This window comes from Pseudothioclava alba (genome assembly GCF_033100795.1).
GTDB lineage: Bacteria > Pseudomonadota > Alphaproteobacteria > Rhodobacterales > Rhodobacteraceae > Pseudothioclava.
Genome location: NZ_JAWLVI010000002.1, coordinates 1 through 16,564, shown reverse-complemented (window position 1 = coordinate 16,564; position 16,564 = coordinate 1). Strand labels below are relative to the sequence as shown.

The following is a 16,564-nucleotide window of genomic DNA, read 5'->3' as shown; positions in this document are numbered from 1 at the left end:
CGGGCGCCGCCCTTCTCTTCCCAGGAATTCCCGACCCGAGAGGCCGAAATGACCGCCGCGAATGTCTTGCTTGTTGTGCTGATCCTTGCGGCACTCGGTTATATTCTGGGGCGGAGGCGCGCTCTGCGTCTGGTCAAAGGCGATCCGCGCAAACTTCATTCCCTCCCCGGATATTACGGCTGGAACGGTGCGATGTTCACCGCGCTGCCCGCGCTTTTCGTGATGGTCGTCTGGCTGTTTCTCCGGCCGGTTCTGATTGAGCGCTCGGTCGGCGAAATGGTGAGCGATGCGATGATCCCCGAAGGCTCGTCGCATTCTCTGGTGATGAGCGACGTGCGCCGCGTGGCCGAAGGGCTTGATCGGGCGGTCGCAAACGGCACCCTGCGCGCCGATGAGGCCGATGCGCTGGTTGATGGTCTGAGCGCCGTGCGCGACCGGCTAACCGCGCTTGGCATCGCGATCGGCTCGAACGTCCCCGAGGAAACCACGACGCTTGCGCAGGCGTTCCGTCATAAAACGGCTGCCGGCAATACCACGATGGCGGGGATTGTCGTTCTGCTGGCGCTGGCCGGTTTCGGCTATGCGGTCCTCCGCACCTCGCCCGAGTTCCGCGCGCGTAATTCGGTAGAGCAGGGTTTGAAACTGCTGCTGATCTTGTGTTCGGTCATCGCGATTGCGACGACCGCCGGGATTGTCTTCTCGATGCTGTTCGAGACCGCAAACTTCTTCAAGCAATATTCGTGGACCGAGTTCTTCTTTGGCACAACATGGTCGCCGAATTTCCGCGGGAACTCTGATCTGGGGATGCTGCCGCTTTTGTGGGGCACGCTCTATATCTCGCTGATCGCGCTGTTGGTGGCGGTGCCGATCGGCCTGTTTGCCGCGATCTATATGTCCGAATACGCCTCGCCCAAATTCCGCTCGGTCGCCAAGCCGCTGATCGAGGTTCTGGCGGGTATCCCGACCATCGTTTACGGCCTGTTCGCGCTGGTGACGGTGGGGCCGATGCTGCGCGATTATTTTGCGCAGCCGCTGGGGCTGGGAGAGTCCGGCTCGTCGGTGATGACGGCGGGGCTGGTGATGGGGATCATGATTATTCCCTTCGTTTCATCCCTGTCCGACGACATTATCAACGCGGTGCCGCAATCGCTGCGCGATGGTTCGTTCGGGCTTGGGGCGACCTCGTCCGAGACGATCCGTCAGGTGGTGATTCCGGCGGCGCTGCCGGGGATCGTGGGGGCTGTTCTTCTGGCCGCGTCCCGCGCCATTGGCGAAACGATGATCGTGGTTCTGGGCGCAGGTGCCGCCGCGCGGATGGACCTCAACCCATTCGAGGCGATGACCACGATCACCGTGAAAATCGTCAGCCAGCTGACCGGCGACACCGATTTCGCGGCGCCTGAAACGCTTGTGGCCTTTGCCCTTGGCCTGACCCTTTTCGTGCTCACCCTTGGCCTGAATGTGCTGGCGCTGGTGATTGTGCGCAAATACCGGGAGCAATACGAATGACCGATCTCTCGACCAACGCCAACGCGGGCCAGCCCAAAGCCTCGTTGCTGGCTGCTGACGCGCGCACCATGCGCCGCAACAAAGCCGAAGCCCGCTTCCGTGCCTACGGTCTGGGCGCTGTGATCGTGGCGCTCTTGGCGCTGGCCATGCTGCTGATCTCGATCTTCGGGAATGGCCTGTCTGCGTTCACGCAGACCCGTGTGCATCTGCCGGTGACGATTGCGGAAGCGATTGTAGACAAGAAGGGCACGCGTGACCCCGAGGTGATGAAGAAAGTCACCACCATCGGTTACGGCAAGCTGATCAAGGCGGCGATGGTAGATCTGATCGCGAAAGAGGGGATCGTGATCGAAGGGCTGTCCGACAAGGACGCCGAGGCGATCATCTCGAAAGAAGCGGCGGCGACGCTGCGCGACGAGGTTCTGGCGAACCCCGATCTGATCGGTCAGACCGTCACCTTCGATCTGTTGGCGAATGGCCGGATCGACGGCTATTTCAAGGGCCGCGTCTCGATGGAAAGCGCCGAACTGGACAGCAACGTCTCGCCCGCGCAGCTGCACCTGGCCGATGCCTTGAAGGACAAGGGCTATCTGTCAAAGACCTTCAATCTCGATTTCATCACCGCGCCCGATGCGTCCGACCAACGCCCCGAGGCGGCGGGTCTGGGTGTCGCGATCCTTGGCTCGGTTTATATGATGCTGGTGGTGCTGCTGCTGGCGCCGCCGATTGGTGTGGCGGCCTCGATCTACCTTGAGGAATTCGCCCCGAAAAACAAATTCACCGATCTGATCGAAGTGAACATCGCGAACCTCGCGGCGGTGCCCTCGATCGTGTTCGGCATCCTTGGGCTTGCGATCTTCATCAACTTCGCGGGCCTGCCGCAGTCGGCTCCGATCGTGGGTGGTCTGGTGCTGACGCTGATGACGCTGCCGCGCGTGATTATTCCGGCGCGCGCTGCCCTGAAGGCTGTGCCGCCCTCGATCCGCGATGCTGCGCTTGGCGTTGGTGCGTCAAAGATGCAATCGGTGTTCCACCATGTGCTGCCGCTGGCTGCGCCTGGCATTCTGACCGGCCTGATTATCGGTCTGGCGCAGGCGCTTGGCGAAACAGCGCCGCTTCTGCTGATCGGGATGGTGGCCTTTGTGCGCGAATACCCGGGCGCACCGTTCGACGGTCTGTTCGATCCGGCCTCGGCTCTGCCCGTGCAGGTCTATAACTGGACCCAACGCGCCGACCCGGCCTTTGTCGAGCGCGCCTCGGGGGCAATTATCGTTCTTCTGGCCTTCCTCGTGGTGATGAACACGCTGGCCATTATCCTGCGCCGCCGCTTTGAGCGTCGCTGGTGATAAGGAAACACAAAAATGAATGACATGCGACTGGAGCAAGCCGTGACCAGCGAAGAGATCAAGATCGCCGCCCGTGATGTGCAGGTTTTCTATGGTGACACCCACGCCATCAAGGATGTCGGCATCGACATTCTGGACAAGACGGTGACGGCGTTCATTGGTCCGTCTGGCTGTGGTAAGTCGACCTTCCTGCGCACCCTGAACCGGATGAACGACACGATTGACGTGTGCCGCGTCGAAGGCTCGATCACGCTGGATGGTGAAGACATCTACGACAAGCGCGTCGATCCGGTGCAACTGCGCGCCCGCGTTGGTATGGTGTTCCAGAAACCCAACCCCTTCCCGAAGTCGATCTACGATAACGTGGCTTACGGCCCCAAGATCCACGGGCTGACGCGCTCGAAGGCCGAGCTGGACGAGATCGTCGAAAGCTCGCTGCGCAAGGCGGCACTTTGGAACGAGGTCAAGGATCGCCTTCATGCACCGGGCACCGGTCTTTCGGGCGGCCAGCAGCAGCGCCTTTGCATTGCGCGCGCCGTGGCGACCAGTCCCGAAGTTCTGCTGATGGACGAGCCTTGCTCGGCGCTTGACCCGATTGCGACCGCTCAGGTCGAGGAACTGATCGACGAGTTGCGGGCGCAATTCTCGGTGGTGATCGTGACGCACTCGATGCAGCAGGCAGCCCGCGTCAGTCAGCGCACGGCGTTCTTCCATCTTGGGAACCTCGTCGAGTTCGGCGAGACCTCGCAGATTTTCACCAATCCCACGGACCCGCGCACCGAGTCCTATATCACTGGCCGGATCGGCTGACGGAGGCTACGATGCACCACGAACATATCATGTCCGCCTTCGACCGCGACCTTGAGGCGATTCAGGCCCATCTGATGCGCTTGGGCGGATTGGCCGAGCAGGCGCTTCGCGATGCGATGACGGCGCTTGAAGCCAGTGATGCCGAACTGGCCACGCAGGTCCGCGCGGGCGACAAGGCACTCGATCAGCTGGAAGAGCTGATCTATGACGAATCCGCCAAGCTGATTGCGCTTCGTGCGCCTGCGGCCAAGGATATGCGTCTGGTTCTGGGCGCGATCAAAGTGGCGGGCAGCCTTGAGCGGATCGGGGATTACGCCAAGAATATCGCCAAGCGCAGTATCGTGCTTTCGTCGGGCGACCAGATCGGCTCGGCCATCGGCACCTTGCGCCGCATGTCGCGCCATGTGGAAACCATGCTGCATGATGTGCTGGATGCTTATGTGCGTCTGGATGTGGCGGCGGCGCATGAAATCCGTGCCCGCGATGAGGATGTGGACCAGATCTATAACTCGCTGTTTCGCATGTTGCTGACCCATATGATGGAAGACCCGCGCACGATTACCTCGGCGATGCACCTGCATTTCATTGCCAAGAACGTCGAGCGGATGGGCGATCATGTCACGACCATCGCCGAAGAGCTGATCTATCTGGTCGAAGGCGTGCGTCCTGATGAACGGGTGCGGGCCGATAAGACCTCGGTTACGCCGCTGGCGCAAGACAAGTAACCCCGGTTCGCAAGGGAGGCCGCGATGCAACGACAGCCCACCGTTCTGACCGTCGAGGATGAAAGCGCCATCGCCGAGGTGCTGCGCTATAATCTGGAGGCAGACGGGTTTCGTGTTCTGCTTGCTCCCGATGGCGAAGAGGCGCTTTTGCGCGCGATCGAGGAATTGCCCGATCTGATCTTGCTGGACTGGATGCTGCCCAAGCTCTCGGGGATCGAGGTTTGCCGTCGGCTGAAGGCCCGCAACGAAACGCGTGCGATCCCGATCATCATGCTCTCGGCCCGCGCCGACGAGGTCGACAAGGTGCGCGGCCTTGAGACCGGCGCCGACGACTATATGGTCAAGCCCTTCTCGGTGGTCGAACTGATGGCGCGGGTGCGCACGCAGTTGCGCCGCACGCGCCCGGCCTCGGTTGGCGAGCGTCTGGAATATGATGACCTGATGCTCGATGCCGAGGAACACCGCGTCTATCGCGACGGCAAGCAGATTTCGGTTGGCCCGACCGAGTTCCGGCTGTTGGCAACATTCATGGAAAAGCCCAAACGGGTCTGGACGCGCGAGCAGCTTCTGGATCGTGTCTGGGGCCGTGATCTGTATGTCGAGACCCGCACGATCGACGTGCATGTCGGTCGGTTGCGCAAGGCGCTGATGGTGCACGGCGGCGAAGACCCGATCCGCACGGTGCGCGGCGCGGGGTATTCGCTCGGCTGAGATACCGGTTAGGGGTTCGTTTCAAGGCGTCGGAAAGCAGCCCTTTCCGGCGCCTATGTTTTTCCCGCATCGCCTATGCAGTTTCCGCATTGGACTTTGTGCGCCAAGGCGCGCTTGGTGGCGCCACAGGGCCGCCACGCGCGGTGCAGGCATCACAGGAAACCGGACAAATGTCGGATCAGAAATTCTTTGCCAACGTCGAACGCTTTATCGGAAACGCCACGCCGCATCTGCCCCTGCCCGAGGGGTTGGCCGAGCGGATCACCCAGTGCAACTCGACCTATACGGTGCGCTTTGGGGTGAAGCTGCGCGGGCGGATCTACAGCTTCGAGGGCTGGCGCTCGGTTCATAGCGAGCACATCGAACCGGCCAAGGGCGGCATCCGCTATGCGCCCGACGCGAATATGGACGAGGTCGAGGCGCTGGCCGCGCTGATGAGCCTGAAATGCGCGCTGGTGAACGTGCCTTTCGGGGGGTCTAAGGGCGCGCTGAAGATCAACCCGTCCGACTGGACCGAAGATGAACTGGAACGCATCACGCGGCGCTTCACGCAAGAGCTTGCGCGGCGCGACCTGATCCATCCGGGCCGCAACGTGCCCGCCCCCGATATGGGAACCGGCGAACGCGAGATGGCGTGGATTGCGGATGAATATCGTAAGACGGGCCGCGCCGACGCGATGAACGTCAGCGCCTGCGTGACCGGCAAGCCCGTGTCGCGCGGTGGTATCGAGGGCCGTGTCGAGGCAACGGGGCGGGGCGTGCAATACGCGGTGCGGGCCTATATGGCGCACCCCGATATGCCCCCCGTTGCGGGGCAGAAAACCGTCAAAGGTCTGACCGTCGTCGTGCAGGGCTTCGGTAACGTGGGCTATCACGCCGCGAAGTTTCTGGCCGAGGATGGTGCCAAGATCGTAGGTGTCGTCGAGCATGACGCGGCGATTTTCAATCCTGCGGGTCTTGATGTCGAGGCCGTGGCCGAGCATCGCCGCGCGACCGGATCGGTCTCCGGCTTTGCGGGTGCCGAGACTGTGCCAAGCGCCGAGGGTCTGACCCATATGGCTGCGGATATTCTGATCCCGGCAGCCAAGGAAAACGCGATCACCGAGGCAAATTGCGAAGCGGTCAATTACGAACTGATCGTCGAGGCTGCAAACGGCCCCGTGACTGCCGCCGCCGAAGAATGCCTGAGCAAACGCGGCATCCGCATCATGCCCGACCTCTTCGTCAACGCGGGTGGCGTGGTCGTCAGCTATTTCGAATGGGTCAAGAACATCACGCACCTGCCCTTCGGTCTGATGGAGCGGCGCCAGAAAATCAGCGCAGGCGCCACGATGGTCAGCGCGCTGGAACAGCTTTCGGGCCAGTCGCTTGCGGAAGAGTTGCGCAATGAGATCGCGCGCGACACGCAGGAGATCGACCTTGTGCGCTCGGGTCTGGAAGAGGTGATGATGCGCGCCTTCAACGAGATTGCCGCGCACCAGAAGGTTCTGCCCGACGCCAATCTGCGCACCGCCGCCTATGCCGTTTCCATCGCGCGCATCGCGGACTATTATCGCGCGATCGGATTGTAAAAGGCGCTCCAGATGGACATTCGCTGGCTTGAGGACTTCCTCGCCCTCGTCGAGATGCGGAACTTTACCCGTGCGGCAGAGTTTCGGAATGTCTCGCAGGCGGCCTTTAGCCGGCGAATACAGTCGCTTGAACATTGGGTCGGAACGGCGCTGATCGTCAAAGGGGCGACGCCGGTCCGGCTGACCGAAGCGGGTGAACAGTTCCGCGAGGAGGCTGCCGCCTCGGTCGAACGCCTGCTGGGGGCGCGCTCGAAAATTCGCGGCAACCAGTTCGAGCTGATGTCACAGGTTCGGATCGCGACGCCCAACGTGTTGGCGCGGTCCGATTTCAAATGGGTGCTCCAGATGCTGGGGGGGAGGGTGAAGTCCTCGTTCTCGGTGATCGTGGGGAACACGCATGAGGTGACGGCGCGCTATCTGGCAGGGGATGCGGATATTCTGTTGTGCCATGACAGCGCGGCCCTGCCGAGCCCCGTGCATTCCGACGCGCAAGAACGTCTGGTGGTGCGCCGGGACCGGTTCACCCCCTACGCTGTTCTGGATGAAAAGCAGCGCGCGGGCTTTGGCTTTCCGGGCAATGCACGCGCGCCGTTCCCCCTGATTGCCTATTCGCACCGCGCCTATTTCATGCGCCTGTTCGAGCATGTGCTGGAGCGTTCGTCTGCGCCGCCAAGCTATAAGGTGACGGTGCAATGCGATATGTCGGATGTCCTCAAAGAGGTCATCGCGGCGGGCTATGGTGTGGGGTGGCTGCCCGAAAGCGCTGTCGATGCCGCCTCGGCGCGGGTCATCGGCCCGATCGGCGGGTCGGAATGGGCGCTGGACATCGACATCTGCGCCTATCGCCCGCGTCGTGCCTTGGCGCCCGAGATCGAGGCGCTTTGGGCCGCGCTTGTAAACGAGGCACAGAATGCGGGTTAAGACCGCCTGTCTTAAACATTTTCTGAACGGGCTCGTGGATGAAATCGCCGCGCGTGGAGACTGGGGCGAGGTCGCGGATTACATCCCCGAGCTCGCCAAGGTCGATCCAGCGCAATTCGGTGTGTCGGTGTCGCTTGCCGATGGCACGCAGATCAGCGCGGGCGCCAGCGCCGAGCGGTTTTCGATCCAGAGCATCTCCAAGGTGTTTACGCTTGCCTGCGTGCTTGGCCGGAATGGCGAACAGATATGGACCCGCGTGGGTCGTGAACCCTCGGGAACGCGGTTCGACTCGATCCTGCTGCTGGAGCAGGAAAAGGGCCGCCCGCGAAATCCCTTTATCAACGCGGGCGCCTTGGTGACGACCGATGCGTTATTGGCGCATCGTGCGCCCAAAGATGCGCTGAGCGAGGTTCTGGCGTTTTTGCGCGCCGCTGCTGAGGATGACGATATTCATATCGACCCTGCGGTGGCAGAATCCGAAGCGCGCACCGGGTTTCGCAATGTGGCTCTGGCGAACTACCTCAAGTCTTATGACAACCTGCACAATCCGCCCGAACTGACGCTTGGAACCTATTTCCATCAATGCGCTATCGAGATGACGGTCGAGCAACTGGCCCGTGCGGGGCGTGTGATCGCGCAGTTGCCTGATGCGCCGCAAATCCTGTCGCCCGAGAAGGCGCGGCGCCTGAACGCGCTGATGATGACCTGCGGCCATTATGACGGCTCGGGCGATTTTGCCTTCCGCGTCGGTTTGCCGGGAAAAAGTGGTGTCGGAGGCGGCATCCTTGTCATCGCGCCGGGGCGTGCCTCGATTGCGGTCTGGTCGCCGGGGTTAAACCTTTATGGAAACTCGCTTATGGGCACTTACGCTGCCGAGCGCATCGCCCGTTTTACGGGCTGGTCCGTCTTTGGTTGATGCATTTTTTGCATCGCCAATGCGGGTTTGGCATTGGACAGAATGCCCCCTCTCTGCCGAAGACAATCGCCATAGATGGACAGGCATCGGGCCTGCCGTCGATCAACTCTTAGGGGGGATATAGGGTGGAGTTTCTTCGTTCGCTGTTTGGTGCAGTCGACAGTTTGACCTGGGGGTGGGCGCTTGTGCCGCTCCTCGTAATTTTCGGTGTGTTCTTCACGGTGCTGTCCGGCTTTGTGCAGGTCGAGTTCTTCGGGCGGATGTTCCGTGTTCTGTCCGGTCGGAACCAGAATACCGATCCGAATGCGATTTCCGCGCGCGAGGCGTTGCTTGTCTCGGTCGGCGGGCGCGTTGGTGGCGGCAATATCGCGGGCGTCGCCGTGGCGATCTCGCTTGGCGGGCCGGGCGCGGTGTTCTGGATGTGGGCGATTGCGCTGGTCGGCATGGCGACCTCGCTGATCGAATGCACGCTGGCGCAGATGTTCAAGCGTCGCGATGGCGAGGGCAGCTTCCGTGGCGGTCCGGCGGATTATATCCGTCACGGCCTGGGCGCGCGCTACAATTGGATGGCCGTCGTCTACGCGGTCTGCCTGCTTGCGGCTTTCGGTCTTGGGTTCAACGCGTTTCAGGGCAACACGATGGCCGGCGCCGTGCATGAAGCCTTTGGGCTGAGCCGTGTTGTGACGGGGGCTTTGATCACCGTTGTGACGGGGCTGGTCATTTTCGGCGGGATCCGGCGCATCGCCAAGGCGGCGGATGTCGTCGTGCCGGTGATGGCGGTTCTTTATCTTGCGGTCGCCATTCTTGTCATCATGCTCAATATCACCGAAGTGCCCTCTGTTCTTGTGCAAATTGTCCGTTCGGCCTTTGGTCTTGATCAGGCTGTCGCTGGCGGTATGGGCGCCGCGATTGCGCAGGGCTTGCGTCGCGGTCTGTTCTCGAACGAAGCGGGGCTGGGTTCGGCGCCCAACGTGGCCGCAACCGCGCTGGTGCGTCACCCGGTGAGCCAGGGGGTAACGCAGGCGTTCTCGGTGTTCATCGATACGATGGTGATCTGCACCTGCACCGCGATGATCATCCTGCTGGGGGATGTCTATGTGTCGGGCGCTGAAGGTATCGACGGGGTCGTCCTGACGCAGCAGTCGCTTGCGGGGCATATCGGCGAATGGTCGAAATATGTTCTGACGGTTGCGATCGTGCTCTTCGCGTTCTCGTCGCTGATCTACAACTCCTATCTGGGCGAGAACGCCCTCGCGGTGATGACCGATTCCAAGATTGCCCGCACAGTTCTTCGTGCCGCGATTCTGGGTGTGGTGTTCCTTGGGGCGACGGCCCCTTCGGCGACGTCGGTGTTCTTCTTCGCGGACCCCCTTATGGGTGTGCTGGCTGTTGTGAACCTTGTTGCCATCATGATGCTCTTCCCGGTGGCGATGCGCGCGGTTGACGATTTTCGGACACAGCTGAAACGAGGCGTCGCGCGACCGGTCTTCGATCCCGAGGGATTCGCGGATCTGGATCTGGATCAGGAGGCATGGCACTCCGGACAGTGGAAATAATCTACCTTTCGCGGCCGTCCCCCGGGGCGGCCGTGTTGTTTTGGAGAGGCGAAATCTGGAAATGCGAGGGCGAGTCTCGCTCCGAGTCGATTTCCAGCCTTGAAAGATACGGCATCGATCATCCGCGCGCCGGAATATATATGTGTAAGTCATTGTATTATAACGGTTTCGAATTTTTTTTAGAAATCTGATCTNGGCTTTCGAGGCGGGCTATCGGCGCTTTGAGTGGAAATGTGATGCGCTGAATGTGCCCTCGCGTGCGGCGGCCCAAAGGCTGGGGCTGAGCTATGAGGGGATTTTCCGGCAAGCGACCGTGGTCAAGGGGCGCAACCGCGATACCGCGTGGTTTGCCGCGATCGACAAGGAATGGCCCGGGTTGAGGGCGGCGTATGAGGCGTGGCTTTCGCCCGCGAATTTCGACAGTGCCGGTGCCCAGATCGAACGGCTGTCCGATCTGACGGGCCTTGTTCGGGCGGCCGACGATCCGTCGCTGGCCTAGAAGGCTGCGCCAGCGGCCAGGCGCTCTTGCACCAGTGCGTTGAGATGCGTCAGATCCGCCGCAGATGGCGCGCCCGTGCGCCCGAGCGCCGTCGCTGCGGTTTCCAGCGCCGTGTCATGCGCGGAGCGGGCCACGCCAGTCAGGAATTGCGCGGCATAATGCAGCGAGCGCGCATCGGTCCGGTCTGACAGCATTTCCGCCATGTGATGCAGATCGTCCTGCAGCGCGATCGGATCGGGGTGAATCATGTCGTCCGAGATCGCATGAAGCCCAACCGGACGGCGGTCTTCAGGAAGTGCCACAAGAATTGCGTGCTGGAAGGCCGACAGGCTTTCGAGAGGCTTTTGCAAGAACCCGTCCGCTCCTGCTGTAATCGCCTCGTCCTCGACATCCGTATCGCCAGAGGTGCCAAGGATCACCGGAACCGGCGCGGTCATCGCTCGGATCTCGCGGATCAGATCGGCGCCCGAACCGTCCGGCAACCCCATGTCGACGATCACAACGCCGGGGCGGTAGGTCTGCAGATGGCGGTGCGCCGAGGCCAGACAATCGGCGCGGCGGATACGCGCGCCCGAGCGCAGGCACAGCAGGCGCATCGCCTCGGAGGCGAAACGGCTGTCTTCGACCACAAGCACGGTCAGCCCCAGAAGCGGCCGTTGCGGGCTGGGTAGATGCTGGAGCATCAACTCGTTCAGATCGTCACTCATGGTCGGTCACCTTGCTTGGGGATTCGCATCACTGACAAGTAAAGCCCGGGCTTACCTAACGAGTGGTTAACGCGCCCCTGCGACATTGGTCCGGCTTTTCCTTGCATCGCGGCACGGGCGCACATATTGCCAGAGGGGAAGGAAATATGAGGAGGCCCACTCATGATCGGACGTCTGAACCACGTCGCCATTGCTGTTCCGGATCTGGAAGCCGCATCGGCGCAATATCGCGACACGCTTGGCGCAAAGGTGAACCCGCCGCAGGATGAACCCGACCACGGCGTAACGGTGGTATTTATCGAGCTGCCCAACACCAAGATCGAGCTGCTGTATCCGCTGGGGGAAAATTCGCCCATCGCCGGTTTTCTGGAGAAGAACCCCGCAGGCGGCATCCATCACATCTGCTACGAGGTGGACGACATTCTGGCCGCTCGCGACCGCCTGAAAGAGCAGGGCGCCCGCGTTCTGGGCACGGGCGAGCCGAAGATCGGCGCGCATGGTAAGCCGGTTCTGTTCCTGCATCCCAAGGACTTCAACGGCTGCCTCGTTGAACTGGAGCAGGTCTGAGATGAACCTGACCGGCGGAATCGTCCTCTTTGCCGTGATCTGGTTCATGGTGTTTTTCATCGTGCTGCCGATGCGCCTGACAACGCAGGACGAAGCAGGTGAGATCACCCCTGGAACCCCCGCAGGCGCGCCGCATCAGGCGAACCTGAAACGCAAGGCCATAATAACGAGCGTTGTCGCCGTCCTGCTGTGGTCGGTGATCGCAGGGATCATCCTTTCGGGTGCCGTGACGCTTGCGGATATTGACTGGTTCGGACGCCTGAAACGCTAAGCCTATCCCCGCGGCCCGGGCTGCGGGGATTGTCTTTTGATCGGCGCGGCTTTTCTGTTATAGCGCGGATAGCGGCGGCCTGTTTGGCCGACCTTTCACCAAAACCTGAAACGCGCCTGCGCACTGCGGGCCACCTGCGCCAAGGAGAGCCATGGCTGTCGTCCGTCTGGCCGCTTATGAGCCTTTGCTGAAGAACATCGCCCTCGGGTTGGGTGTGCTTTCGACGGTTGCCATCGTGCAGAACTGGTATCCGCTCAATATGTTCCTGTCGCTGCCGTTTTGCATGATCTGGATCTATGTGGCGTGGCTTCATACCGAGCGGCAGCTGAAATGGGTGAACATCCTTTTCGCGGGGTTTTATGTCTACGGGATCGGGCGCTATTTCCTGATCGGTTAGCCCATCCGGTTGGTGATGCGATGGTAAAGATGCGTGAAGGTTGCGGCCCCCAGAACCGGCACGACCAGATTGAGCACCGGCACCGCCAGCGGCACAGCCATCAGGATACCCGCCATGATGATGGTCAGCTTGTTCTTCTCATAGAGCGCGCGCATGTCCTCGGGGTCGGTGCGGCGCGAGGCGACCATCTGGAAATATTCCCGCCCCAGAAGGTATCCGTTCACGCCGGTGAAAATCGCGGGCGCGAAGGGCCAGAACAGCGGGATCACCATCAACAAAAGCGCGCCAAGGTTGGCCACGATCACAAGCCCGAAGAAACGCAGCGCCTCTTCCATCGACTGCGCAAACGGCTTCGCAGCAACGGGGGGCAGCGTCGGATAATGGCGCTCCTCGACGGCGTCCGCGACATCCTCGATGAACAACCCGATAAAGACCGAGGCGACAGGCGCCATCAGAAACGGCGAGAGTGCGACCATCAGAACGGCGGCGCCCCAGCTTGCAATGGTGCTGATATGCGAGACGGGGCCGATGAAGGGCAATGTCAGGCTGTCGGGCGTCAGGATGCCGATCAGTTGCGCGACCACGATGAACAGCGCGGCCAGAAGGCCAAGCGCCAGCGCGATGCCCTTGAGTAAAATCTTGAACGAGCTGCGCTCGAACAGGTCGTCAAGCGCGTTGAAAAAGGCGGAAAATATCATTCGTCAATCCACTGGGTAATGCTGGTCAGATCGGGGCGGGGGCGTTCGGGCGGGGGGGCGCCTTCGGTGCCGATATGGATGAAGCCCGCGACCCATTCGTCGCCCTCAAGGCCAAGTGCTTCGCGGCAGAATTGGGCGTTGGTGGCGGCCCATCCGGTCAGCCAGTTGGCGCCCCATCCGGCGGCAAGGGCGGCATTGAGCGTCGACAGGCATACCGCGCCCGCAGAAAGCTGTTGTTCCAAAGCGGGCACCTTGTCGCTTTGCTGCGGCGCTCCGATCACCGCGACGCAGCAGTGCGAGCCTGCGAATTGCGAGGCGGCCTTGGTGACTTGATCGTCGGGCAGGCCATCGGCGCGGGCGATGGTTTCGGCGCGCGCCGCCAGCCGCTCCAGCGCGGGGCGCGCCAGCACCACAAAGCGCCACGGCTCCAGCTTGCCGTGGTCGGGGGTGCGCCCGCCCGCGGTCAGGATCTCGGTCAGGGCGGCACGGTCCGGCACCGGCAGCACAAGCGTCTTTGCCGGACGCGAGCGCCGCGTCAGCAAAAAGCGCATCGCCTCGTCATTGCGTGTCGCGGGGTTGATGCTTGGTTGCTGGTCGCTCATCGTCGGGCCTCCCGGTTGTCTTGCCCGCGATATTGGCGCTGGCCAGACGGATTGCAAGGCGACGGGGGGCTTTTCGACGCGCGGGCAGGGCGTTAGGGTGCGCCATGACCGATCTGACCCACCTCGCCACACCCGGAACCGAAATCGCCGTGCGGGTAACGCCCAAAGCCTCGCGCAATGAGGTGAAGGCGACCGACGAGGGGCTGCGCGCCTATGTGACGGTGGTTCCCGAAGGCGGCAAAGCCAACAAAGAGGTGCAAAAGCTTTTGGCCAAGGCCATCGGGGTTGCGAAAACGCGGCTCGTGCTGGTGCGGGGCGAAACCTCGCGCGACAAGGTCTTTCGCGTCGAAGGTTAGTCCTTCTCATCCGACTGTTTCAGCCGGTAGACCCCCTCGGGCAGGTTGAGCGCGGCGGCCAGCTCGCGCAGTTGTGCGTGCGAAAAGGTAATGCGCTGCACGACATCGTGGTCATCGACCTGCTCGACCACGACACATTCCTCGAAGGACTGGATCGTGATGTCTTCCTGAAGGTAATCGCCCGGATCATCCCCCTCGTCGACAAGGGTGATCACGGTGGCGTCGAATTCGTGCTCGATGGTGAACATGTGACCAGCCTAGCGCGGCTCGGTCGCCTCGGGAAGAGGTAAAGATTGCGTGGGGTGCGGGTGAGTGCGCTTTTCGCAACCCTCCGAACGGGATAGAACTGACGGGTGTTTGATGTGGGGGCGACAGGTGCGGCCAGTTCAGCGAAATACCGGGATGAAACGGATGCGCGCGGCCTTGGTCGCGCTGGTTGCGGCCGGCTCGCTTGCGGCCTGCGTGGCGCCGGTGCAGCCGATGCAGCCGCCCCCCGCCACCGAAGCCCGCCCTCCGGCGCAGGTGCAGGCCGCCAACTTCATCGCGGTCGCTGATGCGATGGAGCCGCAGATCGAGGCCGAGTGCCGCGCCAGAACCTCCGCGCGCAACTGCGATTACCGGATTGTCGTCGATGACCGGCCAGGGCAGGGGGTAAACGCCTTTCAGACCGAAGACCGTCAGGGCCGCCCGATTGTCGGGTTTACGCTGGGGCTGATTGCCGAGGCGCAAAATCGTGACGAATTGGCCTTTGTGATGGGTCACGAGGCCGCACACCATATCGCGGGGCATTTGTCTGCGAAGGCGCGCGATGCTTCGGCGGGGGCGCTGATTCTGGGGGTTTTGACAGCGGCTTCGGGGGGGGATGCTTCAACCGTGTCGCAGGCGCAGTCTTTCGGTGCGAATATGGGTGCGCGGGCTTATTCCAAGGACTATGAACTCGAAGCCGACCGGCTTGGCACGATCATTACATGGAACGCGGGCTATGACCCTATGCGGGGAGCGCTGTTTTTCAGCCGGATACCCGATCCTGGCGACCGTTTTCTTGGCTCGCACCCCGCAAACGCGCGGCGGATGGAGACCGTGCGCGCCACAGTTGCGCACCTGAATGGGGGCGGTTCCTAAGCACGGCCAGCCGTTTCTTGCCCGAAACGGCGCGTTGCGGGCGGGCTTGATCTAGGTCATGGAGCCAAATCCGGACCGCGCGCAGCATGGCGCCACCTATAACGGTGGGAACCAGCCATGTTCGGAAACAGAACCCTCAACCGTCATGCCGCCTTGATGAACAGGATGGCCGAGACCTTGGGTATTGACCTGGAAGAGGCGCTGCGCCGTGGCAAGATCAGTTCGGCAGAATGGCGCGATGCTCTTGTCGACTGTGTCGGATGCGATGATCCGGCATCTTGTGTGCATTGGCTTGCTGAACACGGGGCACCTGAAGATCGTTTGAAGCAGCCAGCCGAAGAGCATGCTCCGGATTTTTGCAACAACCGGCTGATGATGGATCGTTTGCACAATGCGCTGGCAGCTGCAGGCGATGGGACGCAACCCGGGGCTGCGGCCTCGACGCGGGAGTAAACAAATGGGTATGCAAGGCAATATCGACCTTAACTTCTGGCTCACGCGGTCGCTGGCCCGAAAGATGGGGGTGAATCTGACCGAAGCCATGCATAGTGGTTTCCTGACCCAAGAGGATTTTGCGCAGATGATTACCGCCTGCCGTTGCTGCGCCCATGGTGAGACCTGTCTGGCCTATCTCTCCGAAAGCGGCGGTCCGGCAGAGACTGCGCCGGAATGTTGCAGCAACAAAGAGATTCTGGGAGAGCTTTCCGCGTTGATGCGGCGCCACTAGGGTATCGGGCTTGCCACGAGGGGCGTTTCATTTCGTTGAATCACTGGCTTTGTGAAATATTCTTTCAATCGCCGTCCGTGGCGGCGTCTGGCAACTTTTCGGATCTAGTTGTATTTGTTTGATTTCAATAACTTGCGCGGAATTTCAAAAAACTTCTGCTTTTTTCCTANACGGCATCGATCATCCGCGCGCCGGAATATATATGTGTAAGTCATTGTATTATAACGGTTTCGAATTTTTTTTAGAAATCTGATCTTTTAGGGGTTGCGGGTATTGAGGGTTATCCTTAGAACGCCCTTCACCGACGCGGCGCAGCTGTGTTGGCGTGACTGGACGGGGTTGCAAGGCTCTGGAAGGAAACGGAAAATTCGGAGGCTGGTTAGCGGGTTGCGCCAAGAGGGATCGAGGCGCTTCCGGTTGATTTTGTCTCCAGGCTCTTTGACATTACGGTTTATCTGAAGAGATATGCGGGCGGTTTGGTTGTTTTCGACAACTGGATGTCTGTATATCGGCTCACTAGCTTATGCGATGATGTGAGTGTCAGCTTCACTGT

Annotated in this window: 20 protein-coding genes and 1 pseudogene; 17 read left to right on the top strand and 4 right to left on the bottom strand. The window is 61.3% G+C overall.

What is annotated here, in order from left to right; translation table 11 throughout:
• Positions 1 to 48: 48 nt before the first annotated feature.
• The 10 genes and pseudogenes from pstC to RYZ20_RS05935 all read left to right on the top strand — a co-directional run.
• Positions 49 to 1,509 carry a phosphate ABC transporter permease subunit PstC gene (gene pstC / locus RYZ20_RS05980; protein ID WP_317671418.1) on the top strand — a complete coding sequence of 487 codons (1,461 nt, stop codon included), beginning with the start codon at positions 49 to 51 and terminating at the stop codon, positions 1,507 to 1,509.
• Entirely contained in the window at positions 1,506 to 2,855 is a 1,350-nt protein-coding gene (gene pstA, locus RYZ20_RS05975) for a phosphate ABC transporter permease PstA (RefSeq protein WP_317671416.1), read from the top strand. Before pstC ends, pstA begins: the two co-directional genes overlap by 4 nt.
• Positions 2,856 to 2,870: 15 nt before the next feature.
• Positions 2,871 to 3,665, top strand: a complete 795-nt coding sequence (gene pstB, locus RYZ20_RS05970) for a phosphate ABC transporter ATP-binding protein PstB (protein WP_317671414.1) — start codon at positions 2,871 to 2,873, stop codon at positions 3,663 to 3,665.
• 11 nt (positions 3,666 to 3,676) lie between these two features.
• On the top strand, positions 3,677 to 4,390 hold the full coding sequence (gene phoU, locus RYZ20_RS05965) for a phosphate signaling complex protein PhoU (RefSeq protein WP_317671412.1): 714 nt from the start codon (positions 3,677 to 3,679) through the stop codon (positions 4,388 to 4,390).
• Between the two features lie 24 nt (positions 4,391 to 4,414).
• Positions 4,415 to 5,101, top strand: coding sequence for a phosphate regulon transcriptional regulator PhoB (gene phoB / locus RYZ20_RS05960; RefSeq protein ID WP_317671410.1), 687 nt, complete (start codon positions 4,415 to 4,417; stop codon positions 5,099 to 5,101).
• A 170-nt stretch (positions 5,102 to 5,271) separates the two neighbouring features.
• Complete coding sequence (locus RYZ20_RS05955; protein ID WP_317671408.1) at positions 5,272 to 6,672, top strand: Glu/Leu/Phe/Val family dehydrogenase; 1,401 nt, start codon at positions 5,272 to 5,274, stop codon at positions 6,670 to 6,672.
• Positions 6,673 to 6,684: 12 nt separating this feature from the next.
• Entirely contained in the window at positions 6,685 to 7,593 is a 909-nt protein-coding gene (locus tag RYZ20_RS05950; protein WP_317671406.1) for a LysR family transcriptional regulator, read from the top strand.
• On the top strand, positions 7,583 to 8,509 hold the full coding sequence (locus tag RYZ20_RS05945) for a glutaminase (protein WP_317671404.1): 927 nt from the start codon (positions 7,583 to 7,585) through the stop codon (positions 8,507 to 8,509). The genes RYZ20_RS05950 and RYZ20_RS05945 overlap by 11 nt, the downstream gene beginning before the upstream one ends.
• A 125-nt stretch (positions 8,510 to 8,634) precedes the next feature.
• Positions 8,635 to 10,065 (top strand): alanine/glycine:cation symporter family protein, encoded by a 1,431-nt coding sequence (locus RYZ20_RS05940; RefSeq protein WP_317671402.1) that lies wholly within the window; start codon positions 8,635 to 8,637, stop codon positions 10,063 to 10,065.
• 196 nt (positions 10,066 to 10,261) lie between these two features.
• Positions 10,262 to 10,564: pseudogene (locus tag RYZ20_RS05935) on the top strand (GNAT family N-acetyltransferase); the annotation flags it as partial.
• Here the strand turns inward: RYZ20_RS05935 and RYZ20_RS05930 are convergent.
• On the bottom strand, positions 10,561 to 11,271 hold the full coding sequence (locus tag RYZ20_RS05930) for a response regulator (protein ID WP_317671400.1): 711 nt from the start codon (positions 11,269 to 11,271) through the stop codon (positions 10,561 to 10,563). The pseudogene RYZ20_RS05935 and the gene RYZ20_RS05930 overlap by 4 nt on opposite strands.
• A gap of 162 nt (positions 11,272 to 11,433) precedes the next feature.
• Between RYZ20_RS05930 and mce the strand changes: the two genes are divergently transcribed.
• The 3 genes from mce (at position 11,434) to RYZ20_RS05915 (ending at position 12,506) form a co-directional block, all read left to right on the top strand.
• On the top strand, positions 11,434 to 11,838 hold the full coding sequence (mce, locus tag RYZ20_RS05925; RefSeq protein WP_317671398.1) for a methylmalonyl-CoA epimerase: 405 nt from the start codon (positions 11,434 to 11,436) through the stop codon (positions 11,836 to 11,838).
• A 1-nt stretch (position 11,839) separates the two neighbouring features.
• Complete coding sequence (locus tag RYZ20_RS05920) at positions 11,840 to 12,109, top strand: DUF1467 family protein (protein WP_317671396.1); 270 nt, start codon at positions 11,840 to 11,842, stop codon at positions 12,107 to 12,109.
• A gap of 151 nt (positions 12,110 to 12,260) precedes the next feature.
• Entirely contained in the window at positions 12,261 to 12,506 is a 246-nt protein-coding gene (locus RYZ20_RS05915) for a peptidase (protein ID WP_317671394.1), read from the top strand.
• On the opposite strand, the gene RYZ20_RS05910 is transcribed toward RYZ20_RS05915, so the two are convergent.
• On the bottom strand, positions 12,503 to 13,204 hold the full coding sequence (locus RYZ20_RS05910; RefSeq protein ID WP_317671392.1) for an EI24 domain-containing protein: 702 nt from the start codon (positions 13,202 to 13,204) through the stop codon (positions 12,503 to 12,505). The genes RYZ20_RS05915 and RYZ20_RS05910 overlap by 4 nt on opposite strands.
• On the bottom strand, positions 13,201 to 13,806 hold the full coding sequence (locus RYZ20_RS05905) for a nitroreductase family protein (protein ID WP_317671390.1): 606 nt from the start codon (positions 13,804 to 13,806) through the stop codon (positions 13,201 to 13,203). Before RYZ20_RS05905 ends, RYZ20_RS05910 begins: the two co-directional genes overlap by 4 nt.
• A gap of 104 nt (positions 13,807 to 13,910) precedes the next feature.
• Here RYZ20_RS05905 and RYZ20_RS05900 point away from each other — a divergent pair, with 104 nt between their 5' ends.
• The gene (locus RYZ20_RS05900) at positions 13,911 to 14,162 is read left to right on the top strand and encodes a DUF167 domain-containing protein (protein ID WP_317671389.1); all 252 of its coding nucleotides are present in this window, start codon (positions 13,911 to 13,913) and stop codon (positions 14,160 to 14,162) included.
• On the opposite strand, the gene RYZ20_RS05895 is transcribed toward RYZ20_RS05900, so the two are convergent.
• Positions 14,159 to 14,410: a hypothetical protein gene (locus RYZ20_RS05895; RefSeq protein ID WP_317671387.1), complete on the bottom strand. Its 252-nt coding sequence runs from the start codon at positions 14,408 to 14,410 to the stop codon at positions 14,159 to 14,161. The genes RYZ20_RS05900 and RYZ20_RS05895 overlap by 4 nt on opposite strands.
• A gap of 154 nt (positions 14,411 to 14,564) precedes the next feature.
• Between RYZ20_RS05895 and RYZ20_RS05890 the strand changes: the two genes are divergently transcribed.
• The 3 genes from RYZ20_RS05890 (at position 14,565) to RYZ20_RS05880 (ending at position 16,011) form a co-directional block, all read left to right on the top strand.
• Positions 14,565 to 15,284 (top strand): M48 family metallopeptidase, encoded by a 720-nt coding sequence (locus RYZ20_RS05890; protein ID WP_411572326.1) that lies wholly within the window; start codon positions 14,565 to 14,567, stop codon positions 15,282 to 15,284.
• 117 nt (positions 15,285 to 15,401) lie between these two features.
• Positions 15,402 to 15,737, top strand: coding sequence for a DUF6455 family protein (locus RYZ20_RS05885; RefSeq protein WP_317671385.1), 336 nt, complete (start codon positions 15,402 to 15,404; stop codon positions 15,735 to 15,737).
• A gap of 4 nt (positions 15,738 to 15,741) precedes the next feature.
• A complete protein-coding gene (locus tag RYZ20_RS05880) occupies positions 15,742 to 16,011 on the top strand; it encodes a DUF6455 family protein (RefSeq protein ID WP_317671383.1) in 270 nt (89 codons plus the stop codon).
• Positions 16,012 to 16,564: the final 553 nt, after the last annotated feature.